The sequence below is a fragment of the Streptomyces rubradiris genome (genome assembly GCF_016860525.1).
GTDB lineage: Bacteria > Actinomycetota > Actinomycetes > Streptomycetales > Streptomycetaceae > Streptomyces > Streptomyces rubradiris.
Map to the genome: position 1 here is coordinate 370,333 of NZ_BNEA01000015.1, position 23,039 is coordinate 393,371.

Sequence of the window (23,039 nt, forward strand, 5' to 3'; positions counted from 1 at the left end):
GGCCCACCGTCAGGCGAACGGGCCCGACATCACCCAATCAACTTCAGTAGCCAAGGGCTGGCCCGTGAATGACCTCGGTCGCACCGGGTGGGCTGGCCGTTCGCCCGTCACTCCGTGAGGGTGAGGCTGTGCAGGCGGGCGATGCCAAGCATGGTGTGGTGGGAGATGTTGTGTTCCTCCTTCCAGGCCGGGAGTTCGGTATGACCTCGCTCTCGGCGGTGCGGGGTGATCAGCCCGGTGCCGCGGTAGCCGCCGTCAGCCATCACAGCCGTGTGGCCGACGGCATCCTTGGCACCGGACAGCCCCCACACCTCGCAGTCGTTGCGGTAGCCGGGCAACCGGTCGACCGACCGCGACGACGAGGTGACGTACCGGTAGTTCTTGGACTGCCCGACGACGGTGTGATCATGGCGTCGGTCCCGACCTACTCAGCCGGCATTCCAGCGACGAGCCCACAGTCCACCGCCGCCGTGCCGACCGACAGCGCGTCGGCTACCGCGCCGAAAGGGCGTCCTCCCTGGACTCCCTCCACGACCCCGTACGCCCACCCCGCGCTGCTACCCGACGGAACAACTCCCCCGCTGATCTCTTCCTCCACGGTGTCGAGGTTGGAAAAGGATCACTGGGGAACCCCGACGGGTCATTCGCCCGTCGGGGTTCTTCTCGCCTTGTCTGCGGCCTATCCCATGGCCCGAGCGAGGACAGCCTTCTCCTGTTGGAAGGCCTCTTCATGCTCGGGCTCCAGCGTGATGGGGGCCCCTGCCCGCTCAAGCATGATCAGCGAGGTGATGAGCATGCCACGCAGGAGGTCATGAAGCACGACACTCTGCGTCGACGAGTATTCTCGGTACAGATGCTCGACGAATGACCGGAACGCAGACACATCCACCTGGCAGTCTCCACGTGGCGTTCCTCCCGTCAGGCCGGGTGACACACGAAGGTGGTCGGCGACTCCCTGAGCGAGAGCGAAATACATTCGCCCGCTGACGTACCCTGCTTCCCAAAGCGTTTCGTCACCGGCTTCAAACAGGAAACTCATCTTACGCCCCTCATCCTTTGGTCTAGTTTTTCGGGGCTACAACTCTCAACCTGAGGTCGACCCCTGGGTGTTTCTTCCTGAGTTCAGCGATCCGGGCTTCAAGAGTTTCCTTGAAAACGGGATCCATTCTGTCCGTATCGAACTGCCATCCGATGGGAGCATTGGTATAGCAGTCGCACCCGATATCCTGGGATATTATATCGCGCGACCTCAGGTATTTTTCAAGTTTCCCGTCGAGATTCTTCTTGAGCACGCTTCGTCACTTGGGTGAATGGTCTTCCGTACTCACCGACGTCTCGCCATCAGCCTTGTGGGCACCTTGGCCGCAATAGCAGGGGCGTCCACCCTCGCATACGCGGAGTCTTCATAGTCGGCTACCTCAGGCCCGTTGGACGGGGATGTTCCCCCCGTCGCGGTCGAGGATTACGCGTATCCGAACGCTTCCCGGATCCTTGCGGAAAAGGGTATTCTACTGAAGAGAGGAGACGGTCATATCATTCTGGCCGATTGCGACAGCTCGGCGAAGCAGATCAGGGTACTGACCGTCGCGGATCCCTCGGCCAGCCGTGACGAGGTGTACTGCTTCCGGGCCAACGCCGGTACCGGTCATCTCACCTTGGAACTCCCGAGGGTTTTCGCCCTGGAAACGGCCGACCATCCCATCAGCGCGGATCTGACTGCCAACGGCGTGAAGACCACTGTCAACGTGCCGGAAGACGGTTTCGAGCCCGTAGGGGAAGGAACCACGGGCGGCGCCCAGTCCGTTCTCGTCGAGATCCGCGTCACCGGCTAGCCGCGGCCGCCGACCATCCGCCCTCATCGCACAGCCATGCGAGCTCGCCAAGCCCGTTAGGCACTCTCAACGACCTTTAGCGAGTGGACGTGCGATAGCACGTGCTCTTCGGGCAGTGGCCCATCCCGCACCGGCCAGGCCCGGCGTGCTCTCACAAAAGCGGCCCACTGGCCGCGGTGCACCGACGTCAAGGCATCACCCACTTAGACGCCATTTCACTTGGTCAGTCTGCGGTGGCATATGAGGGTCGCGGCGATGGCGGTGAAGGCGAGGAAGTGTTCTGGCTTGCGTTCGTAGCGGCGGTGCAGACGGCGGCAGCCAGACAGCCAGGACACGGTCCGCTCCACCACCCAGCGGTGCCGGCCCAGGTGCCGGGAGGACTCGATTCCCTTGCGGGCAAGACGATGCCGGATGCCACGGGATGCGAGCCATTGCCGCAGGTGACGGTAGTCGTAGCCCTTGTCACCGTGCAGTTTGCCGGGCCGCCTGCGCCGTGGGCCGCGGCTGGAGCGGATGGGCGGGATGCCGCGGACCAGTGGGATGAGGGCCTGGCTGTCGTGGAGGTTGGCGGCGGAGATGCCGATCGACAGGGGCAGGCCCTGGCGGTCGACGATGAGGTGGATTTTCGATCCCTTCTTGCCGCGGTCGGTCGGATTCGGTCCCGTCAGCTGCCCCCTTTGAGGGCCCGGACGCTGACGGAGTCGATTGCGCACCGCGACCAGTCCAGCTCGCCCCGGGCACCGAGTTCGTCCAGGACCAGGCGGTGGAGCTTGGCCCACACCCGGGCCTCGGTCCATTCGGTGAACCGCCGGAAGGCCGTCACGCCCGACAGGCCGAATCCCGGTGGTAACTGGTTCCAGGTGCAGCCCGAGGTGGCCACGAAGATGATCGCGGCCAGCACCTCGCGGTCCCCTCGCCGACGATGCCCTCCACCCTGCGGGCGAACCGGCGCTGGTGGCACCACCCGCTGGAACAACGTCCACAGGTCATCCGGTGCCATCCGCTCGACAAGCGCAGCAGTCATCACCCCAGACTGCCGCAAGATAACGCCAAGTGAAATGGCGTCTTATTGTTCGCACAGAACGAGTCTCACATCATGCCCAAGCCCCGCGCACGAGTCACACTGACCATCGGCTTCATGGCCGCGACGCTGGCCGTTGGCTGCCTCACCACCACGGCGTCGGCCGCCACCGGTGACGCCGCCAGCGGTTCCTTGGCCTTCACCGCCCGATTACAGATAGGCGACAACCTGCGTGCCTGCTCCGGTGTACTGATCGCTCCGCAGTGGCTGGCCACCTCTGCCAACTGCTTCACCGACGACCCAGGAACCGGCCAAGTCGCCACAGGGAAGCCCAAGTGGAAGACCTTGGCGACCATCGGCCGCACCGACCTCACCACCACCGGCGGCCAAGTCCGGGAAGTGGTCGAACTTGTTCCCCGTAACGACCGGGACATGGTCATGGCACGCCTGGTCTCACCGACCACCGGCATCGTCCCCGTCCCGCTTGCCACGACCGCACCGACCGTCGGTGAGGAACTGACCATCGCGGGCTTCGGGCGGAGCAAGTCCGACTGGGTGCCGAACCAGCTGCACACCGCGGTCCTCACCGTGGAGTCCGTCACCGGCACCACGCTTGCCCTCGACGGGAAGACGGAGGCGGACTCGATTTGTGCCGACGACAGCGGCGGACCCGTTCTCCGACAGAAGAACGGCAGATACGAACTGGTCGCGCTCGGCAGCCGGTCATGGCAAGGAGGCTGCTGGGGAGCCGACCCAGCCGAGACCCGTAACAACGCCCTCTCTCCCCGGCTGGACAACATCACAGGAGGCAACACCCTCACCGCCGGAACCGTGTTGACCGCCGGGGACAGCCTGACCTCGAACGCCACCCGCCTGACCCTGCAGGACGACGGCAATTCCAGGCCGGACGCCAACAGCCGGGCATGCGACAGTGCCCTGGGCAGGCCGGCGGGTTGGCGGTTCCGGCGGTTGGCGGGCCGGAGGCGTCCGTGCGACAGCAGACCGTGGGCGGCGGCGGTGACCACGAGCCCACAATCTGCCGCACCTGTCGGGGTACTGTCGAGTCGATGCGTGTGACAGCAGCCGACAGCCCGGCGCGAAGCGATGCCGGCCGCGAAATGCACGCCTCTGGAGAGGTCGTTGCCATCAGTGACATATGCGGCACGCTTGCCGGCAGCCACCCACGCCGGCGCCAGGGTGGTGGATACGACGCACGGCCGGAAACGTTCGACGAACTCAGGGTGGACAGCAGATCTACGGCCCGGAAACCCGGCGCACCGGTCCCGGTCTCCTCAGGACAGCAGGCGTTGTTCCTTCGCCACCGCCACCGCGCCCGCCCGGGTGTCCACGCCGAGCTTGTCGTAGACGCGCCGCAGATGGGTCTTGACGGTGGCCTCGCTGATGTAGAGGGCGCGGGCGATGGCGTGGTTGGACAGGCCCCGGGAGAGGTGGGCGAGGATGTCCCGTTCCCGGGGGGTGAGGGCGGGGCGGGGGTTGCGCAGGCGGGACATCACGCGGTCGGCGACCGGGGGCGAGAGCGCCGGGCGGCCCTGGGCCGCCGCGTGGATGGCCGTGAACAGGTCCTCCGCGCGCTCCGCCTTCAGCAGATAGCCGGTGGCGCCGGCCTCGACGGCACGGGTGACGTCGGCGTCGGTGTCGTACGTGGTGAGGACCAGGACGTGCGGGGCGGCCGGCTCGGCGCGCAGCCGGCGGGTGGTCTCGACGCCGTCGATGCCCTCGCCCAGTTGCAGGTCCATCAGGACGACGTCCGGGGTCGTCTTGCGGGCCAGGGCGAGCGCCTCCTCGCCGCTGCCCGCCTCGCCGACGACCTCGATGTCCGGGGCGCTGTGCAGCAGCGCCAGCAGTCCGGCGCGGACGACGGCGTGGTCGTCGCAGACGAGGATGCGCACCGGGGTCCGGGCCTCCGTCGCGGGAGTGTGGGTCATCTCGGCTCCAACGGGATCGCCGCCGACAGGGCCGTACCCTCGCCCGGTGCCGACTCGATGGTGAGGGTGCCGCCCAGCTGGCGCAGGCGGGCACGGATGGCGGGCAGGCCGTGGCCGCGCCGCCCGGCGGCGGACGCGGGGTCTGCCGAGGCGTTCGGGTCGAAGCCGCGGCCGTCGTCGGTCACGTCCAGCACGATCTGGTCGTCCAGGCAGGTCAGGGTGAGGGTGGCACTGGTGGCCGCCGCGTGTTCGCGGACGTTGGCGAGGGCGCCCTGGGCGATGCGCAGCAGGGCGGACTCCACGGGCGCGGGCAGCGGGTCGGGCGGGCTGCCCTCGGTGTGCACGCGGACGGTGAGATCGGGTGTCGTCTCGCGCTCGGCGACGGCGTGCAGGGCCCGGAGCAGGCCGCCGCCCTCGGCGAGGTCGGCGGGGGTCAGGTCGTGCACGAAGCGGCGGGCCTCGGCGAGGCTGCGCTCGGCAATGGCCGCCGCCGTGCGGACGTGGTCGCGGGCCGTGCCGGGGGCGCTGTCCCACAGGCGGTCGGCCGCCTGGAGCAGCATGCGCTGGCTGGACAGGCCCTGGGCGAGGGTGTCGTGGATCTCCCGGGCGAGCCGTTCGCGTTCGGCGAGGGTGCCCTCGCGGCGCTCGGTGGCGGCCAGTTCGCGCCGAGTGCGGACCAGGTCGGCGATCAGGGCGTCCCGGCGGGCCGCCTGGCGCTGCATGACGACGAACACGGTGGTGGCCACGGCGGCCACCGCGGGCGGGGCCAGCAGCACGTTCGGGTCGGGCCAGCCCGCCAGGCTGAGCTGGGCGGCCACCGCGAGCGCGGTCAGCAGCGCGACCAGGGGGATGGCGGCGCGCGGCGGAAGCGTGCGCAGACCGGTGTAGAAGAGCGGGACCGCGCACCAGGCGAAGCTCGGGGCCAGGACGACGAGCAGCACCCAGGCCGCCACGACCAGGCCGAGCCAGGCCAGCCGGCGCGGTGCGGGGCGGGTGCCGAGGGCGGGGCCGAGGACGTAGAGCACCGCCAGCAGCACGGACAGGGCGATCACCCAGGGGGTGTGCGGTCCCCCGGCGTGCCGGGCCAGGTAGCGGGCGACGGACGCGGACAGCAGCACGAAGAACGCCGTGTGCATGACGACGGTGAGGGCGCGGGTGTCGTCGCGCTCGGGTGCGGCCACCCAGGACACCTCCCTCGGCTCCGCGCTGAACTGGGCAAACACCCTCCATTGTGCCCAGGTGCGGGAGCCGGGGGGTCATCCGATCGGATGACCCCCGGGGCGACCGGTCCACCGACGGGACGCGGCCCGGTCCGGCGGCAGGATCGGTTCCGGGAAGCGGTTCCGCCTCCCGCCCAGGATCTACCGAGAGGTTCCTCAGCATGCCCAGTCGCAAGAAGACGTCCGGCCGCAACCGCGTCCTGGTGGGCGGTGCCGCCCTGGCCGTCGTCGGGGCCGGTGTCGTCGGCACGGTCGCCGCCAACGCCGCCGACTCCACCGACGCCGTGCCCGCCGCCGCGCCGGTGGCGGCCCGCGGCGGCGAGCTGACGCAGAGCACGCACCTGTCCGTGGACGCGGCCACCAAGGCGGCGCGCGCCGCGCTGGACGCGGCCGAGAAGGACGGCCGGCAGGTGTCCGTGGCCGTCGTCGACCGCAACGGCAACACCGTGGTCACCCTGCGCGGGGACGGCGCGGGCCCGCAGTCGTACGAGTCCGCGGAGCGCAAGGCGTACACCGCGGTCTCCTGGAACGCGCCGACCTCGGAGCTGGCCAAGCGGCTGGCGCAGGCACCGAACCTGAAGGACATCCCGGGCACGCTGTTCCTCGCGGGCGGCGCGCCGGTGACCGCCAAGGGCGCCCCGGTCGCGGGCATCGGCGTCGCGGGCGCCCCGTCGGGCGACCTGGACGAGCGGTACGCGCAGGCGGGCGCGGCGGCCCTCGGCCGCTGACACGCCCCGGCGCACGCCGGCACGGAAAAACGTCCGGGTCCACCCCGAGGGGGCGGACCCGGACGCGCCGTTCAGCGGGCCGGAACGGCCGTCACCGGACCGGCCGGGCCGGTCAGGCCAGGTCGAAGCGGTCCGCGTTCATGACCTTGTTCCACGCGGCGACGAAGTCCTTCACGAACTTCTCCTTCGCGTCGTCGCTCGCGTACACCTCGGCGAGGGCGCGCAGCTCGGAGTTGGAACCGAAGACGAGGTCGGCGCGGCTGCCGGCCCACTTCACCTCGCCGGTGCTCGCGTCCCGGCCCTCGAAGGTGGTCTGGTCCTCCGAGGTCGCCTTCCACTGCGTGCCCATGTCGAGCAGGTTGACGAAGAAGTCGTTGGTGAGGACGCCGGGCGTCTTGGTGAGCACGCCGAGCTGCGACTGCTGGTAGGTGGCGCCGAGGACGCGCAGACCGCCGACGAGCACGGTCAGCTCGGGGGCGCTCAGGCTCAGCAGGTTGGCCCGGTCGAGCAGCAGGTACTCGGCGGGCAGGCGGTTGCCCTTGCCGAGGTAGTTGCGGAAGCCGTCCGCGGTCGGCTCCAGCGCCTCGAAGGACTCGGCGTCGGTGTGCTCCTCGCCGGCGTCCACCCGGCCCGGGGTGAAGGGCACCTCGATCTCGAAGCCGCCCTCCTTGGCGGCCTTCTCCACGGCGGCGGCACCGCCGAGGACGATGAGGTCGGCCAGGGAGACCTTCTTGGCACCGGAGGAGGCGTTGAACTCCTGCTGGATGCCCTCGAGGGTGCGCAGCACCTGGGCGAGCTGGTCGGGCTCGTTGACCTCCCAGCCGCGCTGCGGGGCGAGGCGGATGCGGGCGCCGTTGGCGCCACCGCGCTTGTCGCTGGCGCGGAACGTGGACGCGGACGCCCACGCGGTGGTGACCAGCTGGGACACGGACAGGCCCGAGTCGAGCAGCTTGGTCTTCAGGGCGGCGATGTCGGCGTCGTCGATCAGCTCGCCCTCGCGCTCGGGCAGCGGGTCCTGCCAGAGCAGGGTCTCCTCCGGGACCTCGGGGCCGAGGTACAGCGACTTCGGGCCCATGTCGCGGTGGGTGAGCTTGTACCAGGCGCGGGCGAAGGCGTCCGCGAATTCCTCCGGGTTCTCGTAGAACCGGCGGGAGATGGGCTCGTAGATCGGGTCGAAGCGCAGCGCCAGGTCGGTGGTGAGCATCCGCGGGCGGTGCTTCTTCTCCGGGTCGTGCGCGTCGGGGATGATCTCCGGGGCGTTCTTGGCCACCCACTGGTTGGCGCCGGCCGGGCTCTGCTCCAGCTCGTACTCGTACTCGAACAGGTTCTTGAAGAACCCGTCGCTCCACTGGGTCGGCGTGGCCGTCCAGGTGACCTCCAGGCCGGAGGTGATGGCGTCCCCGCCCTTGCCGGTGCCGTAGGTGTTGCGCCAGCCGAGGCCCTGCTCCTCCAGGCCGGCGGCCTCCGGGTCCGGGCCGACGTTGTCGGCGGGGCCGGCGCCGTGGGTCTTGCCGAAGGTGTGGCCGCCGGCGATCAGCGCGACGGTCTCCTCGTCGTTCATCGCCATGCGGCGGAACGTCTCACGGATGTCGCGGGCCGCGGCGACCGGGTCCGGGTTGCCGTTCGGGCCCTCGGGGTTGACGTAGATCAGGCCCATCTGGACGGCGCCGAGCGGGTTCTCCAGCTCGCGGTCGCCGGTGTAGCGCTTGTCGTCCAGCCAGGTGGTCTCGGGGCCCCAGTAGACGTCCTCCTCCGGCTCCCAGACGTCCTCGCGGCCGCCGCCGAAGCCGAAGGTCTTCAGGCCCATCGTCTCCAGGGCGACGTTGCCGGTGAGGATCAGCAGGTCGGCCCAGGAGATGCTCTGGCCGTACTTCTTCTTGACCGGCCACAGCAGGCGGCGGGCCTTGTCCAGGTTGCCGTTGTCCGGCCAGCTGTTGAGCGGGGCGAAGCGCTGCTGGCCGGCGCCGGCGCCACCGCGGCCGTCGCTGATGCGGTAGGTGCCCGCGCTGTGCCAGGCCATGCGGATCATCAGCGGGCCGTAGTTGCCGAAGTCGGCGGGCCACCAGTCCTGCGACGTGGTGAGCACCTCGGCGATGTCCCGCTTCACGGCGGCGAGGTCCAGGGCCTGGAAGGCCGCCGCGTAGTCGAAGTCCGCGTCGAGCGGGTTGGCCACGTCGGGGTTCTTGGCGAGGATCTTCACATTGAGCCGCTCCGGCCACCACTGACGGTTGCCGCCGCCCTGGGTCGGGTGCAGGGCCCGGTCGTGCGCGACGGGGCAGCCGCCGCTCCCCTCCTCCGACTTCGCGTCTGTGACGATCGCGTCGTGGTTCTCAGTCATGGCAATCCTTCCGAACTGTGCGGAACTCGGTGCTCAGGAACTGCGGCCGGTGGAACAGCCGGGGCACAGGCCCCAGTACACGACCTCGGCCTCGTCGATGGCGAAGCCGTGGTCGTCGGAGGCGGTCAGGCAGGGCGCGTCGCCGACGGCACAGTCGACGTCCGCGACGGCCCCGCAGGACCGGCACACGATGTGGTGGTGGTTGTCGCCCACGCGTCCCTCGTACCGGGCCGGGTGGCCGGCCGGCTCGATACGGCGTACCAGGCCCGCCGCGGTCAGCGCGTGCAGGGCCTCGTAGACGGCTTGCAGGGAGATGTGGCCTACGCGATCGCGGACACCGGAGGCGATCGCCTCGGCGCCGAGGTGGTCACCGTCCCGGACGGTCTCCAGCAGCGCGACGCGGGCTGCCGTCACGCGCAGGCCGGCACCGCGCAGCTCCTCGGCGGTGGTCGGTCTCGGGGAGGCGGACATGGGCCGAACCTACCGTCATAAACACGAGGGGTTCAAGAAAACGAAGGATGCAATTCTGGTCGCGTCCGGGCGACGTCCGGCCGTCTTCGGGGCCCTGTGCGCACCGGTCGGACGGGGGCTGCGGGGCGGGGTCGCGCGCATGCCCGCATCATGGGGTCCCCGACCGGCGGCAGCGGTGCGGCGAGCCGGAAGGCCCACCGGAACGGGGGAACCGGAACCCGGACCGACAGCGCCGACGAATCATCACAAACAGCACATAAAGCCGCTACGGCGCGAAACCCGGGACCCTGTCATCGAGGTGGCCGTCGAGAGGGGCGCCGGTGGACCTGGACTCCGTCGCCGACGAGCTGTACGGGCTGCGGCCGGAGGAATTCGTGGCAGTCCGTGACCGTCGCGCCCGGGACGCCCGCGAAGCCGGTGAGCGGGCCCTCGCCAAGGAGATCGGCGCGTTGCGGCGGCCGAGCCTGGCCGCCTGGGCGGGCAATCTGCTGGTGCGCCGGCGGCCGGAGGAGGTCGGGCCGCTGCTGGGCCTCGGTGAGGAGCTGCGCCGCGCGCACCGGGAGCTGGACGGGGCGCGGCTGCGCGAACTGGCCCGGCGGCAGGGCGAGGTGATCGGCGCGCTGGGCCGGCAGGCCCGACGGCTGGCCGAGCGGGAGGGTCATCCGGTGGGCGAGGGCGTCCAGCGCGAGGTCGAGGAGACCCTGCACGCCGTGCTCGCCGACCCGGAGGCGGCCCACGTGTGGGCGGCGGGGCGGCTGGTGAGACCGCTGAAGTCCACGTTCGGGTTTCCGCAGGCGGATGCCCTCGAATCCCGGCCGAGCGATGTGCCACGGCGGGCCGGGGACGGCCGCCGGGAGGAACGCGAGGGCTCGCGCCGGAAGAAGCCCGGGGGCAGGGCGGCGGAGCACCACGGGGACGAGCCCGGGGACAAGACTGCGGAACACCACACGGACGAGCCCGGGGACAAGACTGCGGAACACCACACGGACGAGCCCGGGGACAAGACTGCGGAGCACCACGGGGACGAGCCCGGGGACAAGACTGCGGAACACCACACGGACGAGCTGGCCCGGCGGCGCCGGATCAAGGAGGCCCGCCGGGCGGCCCGCGACGCCGAGGGGGACCTGCGCGACCGCGAGGCGGAGGCCCGGACCGCCGACGCGGACGCGGAGGCGGCCCGCGACCGGGCGGCCCGGACCGAGCGGCGCGTACGGGAGCTACGCGCCGAGCTGCGCCGGGCGGAGCGGGAGCAGCGGCAGGCCCGTACCGACGCGGAGACGGCCCGGGAGCGGGCCCGGCGGGCCGGCCGTGCCGTACAGGAGGCCCGGCGGCACGCCGGGACGGCCGCGCAGCGGGTGGAGCGGCTGGTCACCGGCGAGCGCGACTGAGCGCCACGACGCAACGGCCCGATGCCGGGAGAAGCAGCCGACAGGAGAGAAGGAGCCATGGCGAGACCGATCTGGACGGGGGTCCTGACCTTCGGGCTGGTCACCCTGCCCGTGGGGCTGTACACCGCCACCGAGGACCACACCGTGCACTTCCACCAGCTCCAGCGCGGCACCTCGGACCGGATCCGCAACAAGCGGGTCAACGAGCGCACCGGCAAGGAAGTCGGCAGCGACAACGTCGTCAAGGGCTACGAGCTGGACGAGGGCGAGTACGTGGTCGTGGAGCCGGAGGAGCTGGAGGAGATCGCGCCCGGCCGGTCGAAGGTGATCGACCTCGCCGGGTTCGTCGACCTGCACCGCATCGAGCCCGTCTACTTCGGCCGGACCTACTACGTCGGCCCGCGCGGCAAGGAGTACGCGCGGGTCTACGAGCTGATGCGGGCGGCCCTCGACCGCTCGGACAAGGCCGGGATCGCCACGCTCACGATGCGCGGCAAGGAGTACCTGACCGCGCTGCGGGCCCAGCCGGACGTCCTCGTCCTGCACACCCTGCACTGGGCCGACGAGGTGCGCGACCCCGCCGATGTGGTGCCCGAGCTGCCGGAACGGCACGCGAAGGCCGGCAGCAAGGAGCTGCGCACGGCCGAGCAGCTGATCGACGCCCTCACCATCGACTGGGACCCGCACGACTACCGCGACACCTACGAGGAGCGCGTCAAGAAGCTCGTCGCCGCCAAGCGCGAGGGCGAGGAGGTCGTCGGCGAACCGGGGCCGCCGGAGGCGACCAACGTCATCGACCTCATGGAGGCGCTGAGCCGCAGCGTCGAACAGAGCCGGTCCCGAGGCGGCACGGGCGGCAGGCAAGGCAAGAGGAGCGAGGGGAGCAAAGGAATCAAGGGGAGCAAGGGGAGCAAGGGAAACAAGGCGGGCTCGGGTGGCAGGGAGGGCAAGCTCCGGGAGCGGTCCGGCGAACTGGCCTCCCTGTCGAAGGCGGAACTGTACGAGCGGGCGAGCGCGGCGGACGTACCGGGCCGGTCGAAGATGACCCGCGAGCAGTTGACGAGGCCCTGACCCGGGCGGGCGCCGCGGCCTGACCGGGGCGAGCGCCGCGGCGCTGACCGGGGCGCCCGTCCCCGGCCGGCCGTGCGTGGCCCAAGGACCGATGTCATCACTCGTGCGGGTGCACACCGTCCCGCCGTCCGTGGCGTCCACGGCGACGTGTCGTTCGGCAGCAGTGTGAAGTTTCCCGAGCTACGTGATGGACCGGCGGCGGACGGGCAACGAACCCCTTCATGCCCCACGCGATCCTCCTGCGGCAGGTGATGTGATGACCACGGCGACGACCCGGGCGCTCCGGACGCCGCCCGCCCGGACCGGCCAGGCGGCCGCCGGGTCCCCCGCACCGCCCGCCCCGCCCTCCCTGCCGTCGCTCACCGGACTGCGCTGGATGGCGGCGCTGCTGGTGTTCGGACTGCACGTGCACAACTTCGGCTGGTTCGGCGGCACGGGTGGCCGCCTGGTGTCCTGGGGCTTCGGCGCCGGCGCCACCGGAGTGTCGTTCTTCTTCGTCCTGTCGGGATTCGTGCTGACCTGGTCGGCGCGGCCCCGCGACCGCGCGCCGGCCTTCTGGTGGCGGCGGATCGCCCGGGTCTACCCGGTGCACCTGGTCACCCTCGTCATGGCGCTGGTCATGGCGGGGACGCTGACGCACCGGCCGCTGCCGGCGCCGGATCAGGCCCTGGCCAACGCGCTGCTGGTGCACTCCTGGTGGCAGCCGTGGTGGCAGACGCTGAACCCGGTGAGCTGGTCGCTGGCCTGCGAGGCGTTCTTCTACGCCGCGTTCCCCCTGCTGATCCGGCTGCTGCGCCGGCTCGGGGCGCGCGGCACGACCGCGCTGGGCGGGCTGTCGGTGGCCGCGGTGGTGCTGCTGGCCTGGACGGACGCCCACCAATGGTGGACGCACGCGGTCTACTCGTTCCCCGCCGCCCGGCTGCCCGAGTTCGTGCTCGGCGCGGTCACCGCGCGGCTGGTGCTGCTGGGCCGCTGGCGCGGGCCGGGGCTGGAGGCGTCGCTCGCGCTGGCCGTCATCGGCTACTTCCTGGTCCCGCAGGTCACGCCCGGCTACTCGGCCACCGTGTGCACCCTCGCCGGGTTCGCGCTGCTCATCCCCGCGGCGGCGGTCGCCGACCTGCACGGGCTGCCGTCCCTGTGGCGGAGCGGGCGGATGGTGCGGCTCGGGGAGCTGTCGTTCGCCTTCTACATGGTCCATCTACTGGTGCTGCGCGCCGCGACGACCGTGCTGGGCACGAAGCCGCGCTTCGGCGCCTGCGCGGGGCTCGCGGTCAGCGCCACCGCGTTCGCCGTCTCGCTCGGCCTGTCCTGGGTGCTGTACGAGGCAGTGGAGCGCCCGGCCCGGCGCCTGCTGCTGCGCCGCCGCCGTCCGGCCGCGCGGCCGGATTCGGTACCGGCCCGCCGGGAGCCCTCGGCACCGGCACCGGCACGCGACTGACCGCCCCTCGCTTTCCAGCCGATTCTTCCGGCTCCGTTCGGCCATCTGTTCCCCCTTTCCCCGGCCGCCCGTTCCCGCACGGCCCGCCGCGCCCGCCCCGGCGTGTGTCGCACGCGCGGGTGACGTCTGCGGGACCGAGGAGAGTCCGCGGGTTTCGCGGGTAGGCGGCTGACCGGCGCCGGCCCGGCGGACACGCACCACCGGGTAGGCGACAGCCGCACGCACCGAAGGAGCCGAGCCGTCGTACCCGGACAGCCAGTGGACCACCCACCGGGGCCCCGCCCGCTCGCCCGCCCGCCCACCGGACCGGGCCGACCGTTCCCGGCCTGGGCGTCAGTTGCCCTGGTCACGGAGCCGGGAGCGGGTTTGGCCCGGCCGGACACCGGTCGCTACGGTGGGCGGTCGGCAATGATCGGCTTCGGAGAGCCGGCCCACCGGCGCACCTGGCTGTGCGAGAGGAGAGGATGACAGTGCCCGAGCAGGACGCGGCAGTATCGGCACCTCAGGTGGTGAGTTCCTTCCTGGAACAGCGCAAAGAGCAGATCGCGCAGCGCTGGGCCGACACGCCCTTGTTCCGCTCGGTCTTCACCGTTTCCCGCGACGAGGCGGTGGAGGCGTGCAAGGCCGTGGTGGAAGCGCTGTCCGAGGTGGCCGTCAGCGGACGGCTGGAGGACGTGGGCTCGCCCGGCTTCGCTCCGGTGCGCGACCAGTTGGGGCGGATGACGCAGACCCGGGCCCGCACCGGGTCCACCGCGTCGCAGATCGCCGACGAGGTGGCCGGGCTGCGCGTGCCCGTGATGGACCTGCTGCGCGAGGAGTTCGCCGACGCCACCACCCCGCGGGCCCAGGAGGCCGCGCTGGCGCTGACCCTGCTGCTGGGCACGCTGCGGCTGGTGGTCATGGAGACGGCGCTGGACGCGAACGCGGAACTGATCGAGCGGCAGCGGCAGCAGCTGCTGGAGGTGGCCACCCCGGTGATCAAGCTGTGGGAGGGCACGGTCGCCGTACCGCTGATCGGCACCCTGGACAGCGCCCGCAGCCAGGTGGTGATGGAGTCGCTGCTGGAGGCGATCGTGGACCAGCGGGCCCGGTACGCCATCCTCGACATCACCGGCGTGCCGACCGTCGACTCGCTCGTGGCCCAGCACCTGATGAAGACGGTCGCCGCGGCCCGGCTGATGGGCGCCGAGTGCATCGTCTCCGGCATCCGCCCGGCCATCGCGCAGACCATCGTGCAGCTCGGCATCGACCTGGGCTCGGTGCTCACCCGGTCCTCGCTGGCCGACGCGCTGGCCTACGCGCTCGGCAAACAGGGCATCGAGGTGTCCCGGGCGCACGCGAATGAGAGGGTCCGGTGAACCAGCCCCTTCCCGGCCAACCGGCCCAGGTGCCGGTGCTCGCCCTCGGCGACGTGCTGCTGGTCTCCCTCCAGGGGGAGCTGCACGACGGCATGGCCGAGCAGTTGCAGCAGGACATCACCCACCGCATCTCCACGGACCGGGTGACCGGAGTGGTGATCGACATCTCCGGCGTGGACATGGTCGACTCCTTCCTCGGCCGGGTGCTCGCGGAGATCGCCTCCACGGCCGGGCTGCTGGCGGCGCGCACGGTCCTGGCCGGAATGCGGCCCGCCGTGGCGATCACCCTGGTCGAGCTGGGGCTCACGCTGCCCGGGCTGGTCACCGCCCTGGACGTCGACCGTGCCATGGAACTGCTGAACCAGAGGGGGAGCTGATGCAGCCGTCCGGCCAGATGTCCACGACGAGCCTGCCCATCGGCTCGGACGCGGATCTGGCCTGGGTGCGGCAGCAGGTGCGGCAGTGCGCGGCGGGGCTCGGCTTCGGCCTGGTGCAGCAGACCAAGCTGGTCACGGCGGCGAGCGAGCTGGCCCGCAACACGCTGGTGCACGGCGGTGGTGGGCGGGTGGAGATCACCCCGCTGGACAACGGGCGCAGTCGCGGCCTTCGGATGAGTTTCATCGACGAAGGTCCGGGCATCCGCGATCTGGAACTGGCCATGACCGACGGGTACACCACCGGCGGCGGCCTCGGGCTGGGACTGAGCGGAGCGAAGCGGCTGGTGCACGAGTTCAGTGTCGACACCGAGCCCGGCCGGGGCACGACCGTCACGGCCGTGGCCTGGGTGGCCCAGGTGCCCGCGTCCCGCCCGGGGGTGTGATGAGCCGGGTGTGGGAGGTCCCGGTGCACGACTCCACCCGGGTGCGGGACGCCCGGATGGCGGCCCGGGAGGCGTGCGACGACTCGGGCCTGGCCCCCGCGCGTACGGCGGCGGCGGAGCTGGTCGCCACCGAGCTGGCCACCAATCTGCTCAAGCACGCCGGCGGCGGCCTGATGGTGGTGAACCTGGTGGAGCCGCCGGACGGCGGCACGGGCGCGTCGGTCCAGGTGTACTCGCTGGACCACGGGCCGGGGATCGCCGACGTGGACGCCGCCCTGCGCGACGGCTACTCCACCGCCGACGGCTCGCTCGGCGCGGGGCTGGGCAGCTGCCGGCGCAGCGCCAACGCCTTCCACCTGTACAGCCGGCCCGGCCGCGGGACGGTCGCGGCGGCCCGGATCGACGCCGAGCCGGGCGAGCGCGGGGCGCCCCCGGCGCGGCTGCCCGCGGGCGGGATCACGGTCTCCCTCGGTCAGGACGCGCAGTGCGGTGACGCCTGGGGCTGGGTGCGCTCCGGGCGGCTGCTGACGCTGCTGCTCGCGGACGGTCTCGGGCACGGGCAGAAGGCCGCGCACGCCTCCACCGCGGCGGTGACGGAGCTGCGCCGGGCCGGGCATCTGCCGCCCGCGGACATCCTGCGCCGACTGCACACGGCGCTGCGGCCCACCCGGGGCGCGGCGGTGACGGTGGCGCAGGTGGACACCGACCGGGCGGAGCTCAGCTTCGCCGGGGTCGGCAACGTGGGCGCCCGGGTGCGCAGTGGGGAGTCCTGGACGTCCCTGGTGTCCCATCCGGGGATCGTCGGGGCCTACTTCCCGGCGCAGGTCCCGGTGCGCCGGCTGCCGTGGCGCCAGGACAGCCTGCTCGTCGTGCACAGCGACGGGCTGCCCAGCCGGTGGACCCCGCCGGAGGACCCCGGGCTGCTCGCCCACGACCCGTCGGTGCTGGCCGCGGCGATCCTGCGTGACGCGGGCAGCCCCGCCCGCCCCGTTCGCGACGACACCAGCGTGGCCGTACTGGCCCCCGACCGCCGGACCACCGCCCCATGACAGCCGCCCGCGACACCCGCACCATCGCCTCCGCCGCCGACGCGGCCCGCGCCCGTGCCCGGCTGGCGCGGCTCCTCACGGACGCCGGGGTGCCCGCGCTGGACCGCGCCCGTTTCCTCAGCGCCCTCGGGGTGCGGCTGCGGCGCGCCCTGGACGCGGGCGGCGCCGAACTGGCCGTGACCGCGGGCCCGGACGGCCGGCTGGCGATCGCCCTGGACGGGCCGGAACCCTGGCGGCACACGCTCGACTGCCCCGGCGCGGTGCCCCGCCCGCTGCCCGGTCCGCAGGACGCCCCGCTCGCCGAGGCTCTGCTGGGCGCCGACGAGGACACCGCCGCCGTGCTGGCGGGCCTCGCCGAGACGGAGGAGCTGCTGCGCCTGCACCGGGAGGAGCTGCACCAGACCAACCAGGGCGTGCTGGCGCTGCACGCCGAGCTGGAGGCGGCCGCGCTGGCCCAGCGCGACCTGCTGGACGCCGAGCGGGCGGCCCGCGCCGAGGCGGAGAACGCCCGCCGGATGCTGACCTTCCTGGCCAACGCCAGCGCGGTGCTGCACGCCTCCCTGGACCACGAGGACATCCTGCGCCGGCTGCCCGAGCTGCTGGTCCCGGAGTACGCCCGGCACGTCGACGTATGGCTGGTGGACGACGAGCGGACCCCGCCGGGCGACCGGGCGGCGGCCACGGTGACGGCGGCGCGCACCGGCCGTCCGCAGCACGCGGGCCCGCGTCCCGGTGGGCTGCCCGGCGTGGACGACCAGCCGGCCTCGGCGCTCTCCCCCGACCGGCCGCTGCTGTGCCTGCCGCTGGGCGGGCGCACCGTGCAGGGGGTGCTGACGCTGGCCGCGCCGGGCGACCGCTTCGACCCGGACACCGCCGTGGTGCTGCTGGAGCTGGCCCGGCGGGCGGGCATCGCGCTGGAGAACGCCCGCCAGTACGAGCAGCACCGGGATGTCGCCGAGGCGTTGCAACGCGCGCAGCTGACGAAGCTGCCCACCGTGCCGGGCCTGGACCTGGCCGCGCGCTATCTGCCGGCGACGCGCGGCCTGAACATCGGCGGCGACTGGTACGACGCCTTCTCCCAGCCGGACGGCAGTGTGCTGGCGGTGATAGGCGACGTCACCGGGCACGGGCTGCGCGCGGCGGTCATCATGGGCCAGTTGCGCACCGCCCTGCGCGCCTACGCCGTGGAGGGCAACGGCCCGGCGCGCATCCTCACCCTGCTGCACCGCATGCTCCGCCACCAGCAGCCGGAGCTGTACGCGACCTGTGCCATCGCCCGGTTCACGCCCGGGGAGCGGGAGGTGGTGTGGGCCGCCGCGGGACATCCGCCGGCCGTCGCCCGCGGCCCCCGGGGAGAGGTACGGGTGCTGGACGCGAAGCCGGGGATCATGCTGGGGGTGCCGCTGCCGTACGAGTACGAGGAGCACACCGTCGAGCTGCCGCCCGGGTCCGTCCTCGCGCTGTACACGGACGGTCTGGTGGAGCGGCGGGCCGCGGGGATCGACGTGGGCATCGACCGGCTCGCCCGGGCCGTGCAGGTGCTCGGCGCGAAGGAGCTGGCGGAGCTGGACAAGGCGGCCGACGCGCTGCTCAAGCCGATGCTGCACGACTCCGAACACGACGACGACATCTGCCTGTTGCTGTGCCGCACCACCTGTGGCTGAACAGCCGTGCGCCGGCCCCCTGTCGCGGGGGCCGGCGCACGGCGGGGGTCACTTGTTGGCGCAGGCGTTGCCGAAGGCCGGGTTCAGCAGCCCGATGATGTTGATGGAGTTCCCGCAGACGTTGGCCTGGAGGTTGATCGGTACCTGGACGACGTTGCCGGACAGGACGCCGGGGCTGTTGGCGGCGACGCCGACCGCGGACGCGCCGCCGCCGTCGGAGGCGAAGGCGTCGGCCGTGCCGGCCAGGGCGAGGGCTGCGGTGATGACGGTCGTGGTGGCCAAGGAGCGAAGACGCATGTTCTGCCTCACTGGTTGACGTCGGGTCGTCTCCATCACACCCGGTGGTCGTGCCGTTCGCCTCCGCTGCTACGCCGTCCGGGCACCACCGCCGCGCCGTTCCCCCGTCCGGCCGGTCAGGCGGCGGACGGGAAGCGTTCCCAGACCCGGTGCGCGCCGAGCAGCCGGGTGAGCTCCGACAGCACGCCGGTGGCGGTGTCCCCGGCGATCACACCGGGCGCGTCCAGCGGGATGCCGGCCGCCTCCAGGGCCGCCTCGCCGCCCTTGGCCGCGCCGATGGCCTTGCCGTGCCGGAACGCCTCGCCCAGCAGCAGCCCCACCCGCGGGTCGGGGGTGGCCGCCCCGGCGGTGGGCTGGCCGGCCTTGGCGTCCCGGGCTCCGTAGGCGTCGGCGCCCACCCCGGGGGTGCCCGCCACCAGCACCGCGTCGAACTCCACGGACCGCGCGGTGGCGTAGGTCCGCTGGACGGTCAGGGCGTCGGCGCCGTCGCCGAGGGTGCCGCCGACCGGTGCCACGATCAGCGGGACCATGCCGCCGTCGAGGACCGCCTGGCGGACGGCCCGTACGCCGTCGAGGTCGCCGTCGGGACCGGTGAGGATGCCGATGATCCGGCCGTCGGTGGGCCAGGTGCGCCCGACCTGGGAGAGGGCGGGGCTGGGCTGGACGTCGGCGAGGGGCACGGTGGGTTCGGGTGCGGGCAGGCCGAGGCCGGCCGCGACGCCCGCGCACAGCTCCGGGTCGATGTTGGCGAGGACCTGCAACGCCCGTTCCCGGATGGCCACTTCGTAGCACTTGCCGAGTTCGAAGGTGTAGGCGCCGATGATGTGCTCGCGCTCGGGCGGGCTCATGCTCAGCCAGAACCGGCGCGGCTGGCTGAAGTGGTCGCTGAAGGACTCGGGCGCCTCGCGGACCTTGGTCGCCTCGGGGACGCGTACGGGCGTCTCGACGTACGCGCCCAGGTCCGCGCCGGCGGTGAACGGGCAGCCGCCGTCGAGGGAGTTGGGCCGGTAGGGGGCCGCGCCCCGGTGGACGGCCGTCTGGTGGAAGCCGTCGCGGAGCATGTCGTTGACCGGGGCGTGCGGCCGGTTGATCGGGATCTGCGGGAAATTGGGACCGGCCAGGCGGGTGATCTGGGTGTCCAGGTAGGAGAAGAGCCGGCCGGCCAGCAGCGGGTCGTCGGTGATGTCGATGCCGGGGACGAGGTGGCCCACGTGGAAGGCGACCTGTTCGGTCTCGGCGAAGAAGTTGGACGGGTTGCGGTCGAGGGTGAGCAGCCCGATCGGCTGCACGGGGGCCAGTTCCTCGGGGACGATGTTGGTCGGGTCCAGCAGGTCGATGCCCTCGAAGGTCTGGTCGGGGGTGTCGGGGAAGGTCTGGATGCCGAACTCCCACTGGGGGTAGGCGCCCGCCTCGATGGCGTCGGCGAGGTCCCGGCGGTGGAAGTCGGGGTCGACGCCGTTGATGATCTGCGCCTCCTCCCACACCAGGGAGTGCACGCCCAGCTTCGGCTTCCAGTGGAACTTCACCAGCGTGGTCTGGCCGGCGGCGTTGACCAGGCGGAAGGTGTGGACGCCGAAGCCCTCCATGGTGCGGTACGAGCGCGGGATGCCCCGGTCGGACATGTTCCACAGGGTGTGGTGGGCGGCCTCGGTGTGCAGGGTGACGAAGTCCCAGAAGGTGTCGTGGGCGCTCTGTGCCTGCGGGATCTCCCGGTCGGGGTGCGGCTTGCCGGCGTGGATGACGTCGGGGAACTTGATGGCGTCCTGGATGAAGAACACCGGGATGTTGTTGCCGACGAGGTCGAAGACGCCCTCGCTGGTGTAGAACTTGGTCGCGAAACCGCGGGTGTCGCGGACGGTGTCGGAGGAGCCCCGGGAGCCGAGCACGGTGGAGAAGCGGACGAACACCGGTGTCTCGACGTCCTCGGCGAGGAAGGCCGCCTTCGTCACGTTGGCCGCGGTGCCGTAGCTGCGGAACACGCCGTGCGCCCCGGCGCCGCGGGCGTGGACCACGCGCTCGGGGATGCGCTCGTGGTCGAAGTGCATGACCTTCTCGCGCAGGTGGTGGTCCTGCAGGAGCACCGGGCCGCGGGGTCCGGCCTTGAGGGAGTGGTCGGTGTCGTACAGCCGGGTGCCCTGGGCGTTGGTCAGGTAGCTGCCGCTCTGCGCCATCCGGGCCTGGTCGGCGCCGGTGGGCTGCCCGGTCGGGGAGACGGTGTCGGGGCCGGTCTGGTCCGGCTTGGGCGGGAAGGGCTCGTGGGGGTCGGTAGGTTCGGCGACCGGCGGCGTCTTCGGGCCGGGCTTGCCCGGGATGCCGTCCTCGGGGCCCTGGGGTCCTCCTTGGAGGGCGTCCGCCACCTTGTCCGCGGCTCGCTTCAGGGGGTTCGTCTCGCTCATCAGTGGCAATTCCTTCGCTGGTCACGGGGGCGGGCCCGGCTCGGACGAGCGGGTGTCCGCCGCACGGTGGCCCCGCCGGGGCGGGCGGCCGGCACCGCGGCTCGCGTCGGGTGGGTCCCGGGCGGAGGGGGCCGGTGGTGGCCTCGTACCGAGGTCCCCGGGCCGGGGCGTCCGAAACCGGGAACTCGGGGAGTTCCCGGTCGGGGTGAAGTCGGGCCGTCTCGTATCGAGTTGCCGGGACGGCGGCCCGCCGGACGCGCTGGTCCGGCCCGGGGACCGTCGGCAGGGCCACAGCCTCCTGCCGCGGACGTGTCCGTCAGCAGGGCCGGCTTCTTGACCCGGGGGCAGGCCGCCGGTGCCCGGCCGCCCGCACCGCCACCCTAGGCGCTGAGCCGGCGCGGCGCAGTTCGAACGGTGTGCGGGGCCCGGCCGGTCAGGGGCGGGCGACGACGCGGAAGGTGTCCAGGGAGGAGTCCGCCGCGTCCGGGACGAGGAAACCGTGGGCGATGCCGCTGCGCAGATAGTCCACGATCTCCGCGGTGATCACCTCGCCGGGTGCCACGACCGGCACGCCCGGCGGGTAGGGGCTGAGCATCTCGGCGGCGATCCGGCCCACGGCCCGCTCGGCGGGCACCTGTTCGGCGGGGCCGAAGAAGGCGTCCCGGGGCAGGACCGCCTGTTCCAGTTCCAGGGCGCGCGGCTCGGGCAGGTGCACGGCCGGGCGCCGCTCGATGCCGTCCGCCCGCTCCACCAGCGAACGCACGGACTCCACCAGCAGCTTCTCGGTCAGCTCGTCGTCGGAGTGGGTGATGGAGGCGCTGATCCGGCAGGTGTCCGAGCCGCCCATGTCGATGTGGCAGTTCGTGCGCAGCCACTCGGTGGCCTGCATCCCGCTGATACCGAGGCCCCGTACGTCGACGACGATCTTCAGCGGGTCGAACTCGGCGGCCAGCCCCTCGTCGATGATCTCGCCGCCCATCACCCGCAGTCCGGGCAGTTCCCGCAGCCGGGCGCGGACGCGTTCGGCGCGGTGCAGGGCGGCGTCCAGCAGGTCGTGCCCCTGCTCGACCATCTGCCGCCGCCAGCCGTCGAGGGTGGCGTAGACCAGGCTGGAGGCGCTGGTGGTGCCGAGCAGGTCCTCGCGCTGCTTGAGCACGACGGGCGAGATGCGGTCGCCCTGGAGGTGGAAGACCGAGCTCTGCTCGATGGCGCCGCCCATCTTGTGGACGCTGGTGAGGACCAGGTCGGCGCCCGCGTTCATGCCCCACACGGGCAGCCCCGGGTGGAAGGGCAGATGGGCGCCCCACGCCTCGTCCACGATGAGCGGGACGTCGGCGGCGTGGCAGACGTCGGCGACCGCTCGCACGTCGGCGCAGGTGCCCCAGTCGGTGGGGGTGATCAGCAGCATGCCCTTGGCGTCGGGGTGCTCGCGCAGCCGGTCGCGGACGTCGTCGGCCTCCGGCGGGTGGGCCATGTGCCGTTCGCCGTCGAACTTGGGGTGCACCCAGACAGGCTCCACCCCGTTGATGATCACCGCGGCGATGACCGACTTGTGGGCGTTGCGGGACAGCAGCAGCTTCTCCCCCGGTCCGGCGACCGCGAGCATCGCGGTCTTCACGGACAGGGAGCTGCCGCAGGTGGAGAAGAACGCGTGGTCGGCGCCGACCGCGTCGGCCATCAGTTCCTGCGCCTGCTCCAGCACGCCCTGGGACTGGCGGCGGTCGTCCAGCCCGTTGAGGCTGAGCACGTCGGAGCGGAAGACGTCCGGCCCGAGGATGTCGACCACCCTCGGATCGGCGCCACGGCCCTGTTTGTGTCCGGGAGGCCCGTACACCACGTCCCCTCGTCGCCGGAACTCCTGCAGAGCCTCCAGCACGGGTACGCGGGAGTGATCCATGACTGCCTCCTGAACTGTTCGGTCGCGCACTGACCGTGTTGCACCGGTGGGGCACCCCAAACCCGGCGGCCCGGTGTCAGGAGCCGTCCGGGTGGAACCCGGCCC

Annotated in this window: 21 protein-coding genes and 2 pseudogenes; 11 read left to right on the forward strand and 12 right to left on the reverse strand. The window is 72.2% G+C overall.

The genetic code is table 11. The features are described 5' to 3' along the window. Positions 1–107 precede the first annotated feature (107 nt). The 3 genes and pseudogenes from Srubr_RS15105 to Srubr_RS15115 all read right to left on the reverse strand — a co-directional run. Positions 108–407 (reverse strand): annotated as a pseudogene (locus Srubr_RS15105) (IS5/IS1182 family transposase); the annotation flags it as partial. 272 nt (positions 408–679) lie between these two features. After that, entirely contained in the window at positions 680–1,039 is a 360-nt protein-coding gene (locus Srubr_RS15110) for a DUF6086 family protein (protein ID WP_189999154.1), read from the reverse strand. Positions 1,040–1,061: 22 nt separating this feature from the next. Beyond that, entirely contained in the window at positions 1,062–1,292 is a 231-nt protein-coding gene (locus tag Srubr_RS15115) for a hypothetical protein (protein ID WP_189999155.1), read from the reverse strand. 135 nt (positions 1,293–1,427) lie between these two features. On the opposite strand from Srubr_RS15115, the gene Srubr_RS15120 reads away from it, so the two are divergent. After that, positions 1,428–1,832 carry a hypothetical protein gene (locus Srubr_RS15120; RefSeq protein WP_229926967.1) on the forward strand — a complete coding sequence of 135 codons (405 nt, stop codon included), beginning with the start codon at positions 1,428–1,430 and terminating at the stop codon, positions 1,830–1,832. Between the two features lie 215 nt (positions 1,833–2,047). On the opposite strand, the gene Srubr_RS15125 is transcribed toward Srubr_RS15120, so the two are convergent. Beyond that, a protein-coding gene (locus Srubr_RS15125; protein ID WP_373319153.1) for an IS5 family transposase occupies positions 2,048–2,856 on the reverse strand; the annotation gives its coding sequence in 2 pieces (ribosomal slippage) (positions 2,048–2,506 and positions 2,509–2,856; 807 coding nt in all). A 114-nt stretch (positions 2,857–2,970) separates the two neighbouring features. Here Srubr_RS15125 and Srubr_RS15130 point away from each other — a divergent pair. Continuing rightward, the gene (locus Srubr_RS15130) at positions 2,971–3,930 is read left to right on the forward strand and encodes a S1 family peptidase (RefSeq protein WP_373313337.1); all 960 of its coding nucleotides are present in this window, start codon (positions 2,971–2,973) and stop codon (positions 3,928–3,930) included. On the opposite strand, the pseudogene Srubr_RS40740 reads toward Srubr_RS15130, so the two are convergent. The 3 genes and pseudogenes from Srubr_RS40740 to Srubr_RS15140 all read right to left on the reverse strand — a co-directional run. Continuing rightward, a pseudogene (locus Srubr_RS40740) lies at positions 3,849–4,129 on the reverse strand (inositol monophosphatase family protein); the annotation flags it as partial. The gene Srubr_RS15130 and the pseudogene Srubr_RS40740 sit on opposite strands and share 82 nt — an antisense overlap. A 16-nt stretch (positions 4,130–4,145) precedes the next feature. Next, positions 4,146–4,799, reverse strand: coding sequence for a response regulator (locus Srubr_RS15135; RefSeq protein WP_189988726.1), 654 nt, complete (start codon positions 4,797–4,799; stop codon positions 4,146–4,148). Next, positions 4,796–5,935 (reverse strand): sensor histidine kinase, encoded by a 1,140-nt coding sequence (locus Srubr_RS15140; protein ID WP_229926422.1) that lies wholly within the window; start codon positions 5,933–5,935, stop codon positions 4,796–4,798. Before Srubr_RS15140 ends, Srubr_RS15135 begins: the two co-directional genes overlap by 4 nt. Positions 5,936–6,180: 245 nt before the next feature. On the opposite strand from Srubr_RS15140, the gene Srubr_RS15145 reads away from it, so the two are divergent. After that, complete coding sequence (locus Srubr_RS15145) at positions 6,181–6,747, forward strand: GlcG/HbpS family heme-binding protein (RefSeq protein WP_189988729.1); 567 nt, start codon at positions 6,181–6,183, stop codon at positions 6,745–6,747. 112 nt (positions 6,748–6,859) lie between these two features. Here Srubr_RS15145 and katG read toward each other — a convergent pair whose 3' ends face one another. Further along, positions 6,860–9,085 (reverse strand): catalase/peroxidase HPI, encoded by a 2,226-nt coding sequence (gene katG, locus Srubr_RS15150; protein WP_189988731.1) that lies wholly within the window; start codon positions 9,083–9,085, stop codon positions 6,860–6,862. A gap of 33 nt (positions 9,086–9,118) precedes the next feature. Beyond that, a complete protein-coding gene (locus Srubr_RS15155; protein WP_189988734.1) occupies positions 9,119–9,556 on the reverse strand; it encodes a Fur family transcriptional regulator in 438 nt (145 codons plus the stop codon). A 320-nt stretch (positions 9,557–9,876) separates the two neighbouring features. Here Srubr_RS15155 and Srubr_RS15160 point away from each other — a divergent pair, with 320 nt between their 5' ends. The 8 genes from Srubr_RS15160 (at position 9,877) to Srubr_RS15195 (ending at position 18,344) form a co-directional block, all read left to right on the forward strand. Next, entirely contained in the window at positions 9,877–10,944 is a 1,068-nt protein-coding gene (locus Srubr_RS15160) for a hypothetical protein (protein WP_189988736.1), read from the forward strand. A 57-nt stretch (positions 10,945–11,001) separates the two neighbouring features. Further along, on the forward strand, positions 11,002–12,015 hold the full coding sequence (gene ku, locus Srubr_RS15165; protein ID WP_189988738.1) for a non-homologous end joining protein Ku: 1,014 nt from the start codon (positions 11,002–11,004) through the stop codon (positions 12,013–12,015). A 256-nt stretch (positions 12,016–12,271) separates the two neighbouring features. Then, positions 12,272–13,453, forward strand: a complete 1,182-nt coding sequence (locus Srubr_RS15170) for an acyltransferase family protein (RefSeq protein WP_189988740.1) — start codon at positions 12,272–12,274, stop codon at positions 13,451–13,453. A 464-nt stretch (positions 13,454–13,917) separates the two neighbouring features. Beyond that, entirely contained in the window at positions 13,918–14,811 is an 894-nt protein-coding gene (locus Srubr_RS15175) for an STAS domain-containing protein (RefSeq protein WP_189988742.1), read from the forward strand. Next, entirely contained in the window at positions 14,808–15,188 is a 381-nt protein-coding gene (locus Srubr_RS15180) for an STAS domain-containing protein (RefSeq protein ID WP_189988744.1), read from the forward strand. Before Srubr_RS15175 ends, Srubr_RS15180 begins: the two co-directional genes overlap by 4 nt. Further along, a complete protein-coding gene (locus Srubr_RS15185) occupies positions 15,188–15,631 on the forward strand; it encodes an ATP-binding protein (protein ID WP_189988746.1) in 444 nt (147 codons plus the stop codon). The genes Srubr_RS15180 and Srubr_RS15185 overlap by 1 nt, the downstream gene beginning before the upstream one ends. After that, positions 15,631–16,680: an ATP-binding SpoIIE family protein phosphatase gene (locus Srubr_RS15190; RefSeq protein WP_189988749.1), complete on the forward strand. Its 1,050-nt coding sequence runs from the start codon at positions 15,631–15,633 to the stop codon at positions 16,678–16,680. Before Srubr_RS15185 ends, Srubr_RS15190 begins: the two co-directional genes overlap by 1 nt. After that, positions 16,677–18,344 carry a PP2C family protein-serine/threonine phosphatase gene (locus tag Srubr_RS15195; RefSeq protein WP_189988751.1) on the forward strand — a complete coding sequence of 556 codons (1,668 nt, stop codon included), beginning with the start codon at positions 16,677–16,679 and terminating at the stop codon, positions 18,342–18,344. Before Srubr_RS15190 ends, Srubr_RS15195 begins: the two co-directional genes overlap by 4 nt. A 48-nt stretch (positions 18,345–18,392) precedes the next feature. On the opposite strand, the gene Srubr_RS15200 is transcribed toward Srubr_RS15195, so the two are convergent. From Srubr_RS15200 to Srubr_RS15210, 3 genes are all read right to left on the reverse strand, one after another. Beyond that, positions 18,393–18,641, reverse strand: a complete 249-nt coding sequence (locus tag Srubr_RS15200) for a chaplin (RefSeq protein WP_189988753.1) — start codon at positions 18,639–18,641, stop codon at positions 18,393–18,395. A 116-nt stretch (positions 18,642–18,757) separates the two neighbouring features. Further along, entirely contained in the window at positions 18,758–21,037 is a 2,280-nt protein-coding gene (locus tag Srubr_RS15205; RefSeq protein WP_189988755.1) for a catalase, read from the reverse strand. Between the two features lie 433 nt (positions 21,038–21,470). After that, complete coding sequence (locus Srubr_RS15210) at positions 21,471–22,934, reverse strand: aminotransferase class I/II-fold pyridoxal phosphate-dependent enzyme (RefSeq protein WP_189988757.1); 1,464 nt, start codon at positions 22,932–22,934, stop codon at positions 21,471–21,473. Positions 22,935–23,039 lie beyond the last annotated feature (105 nt).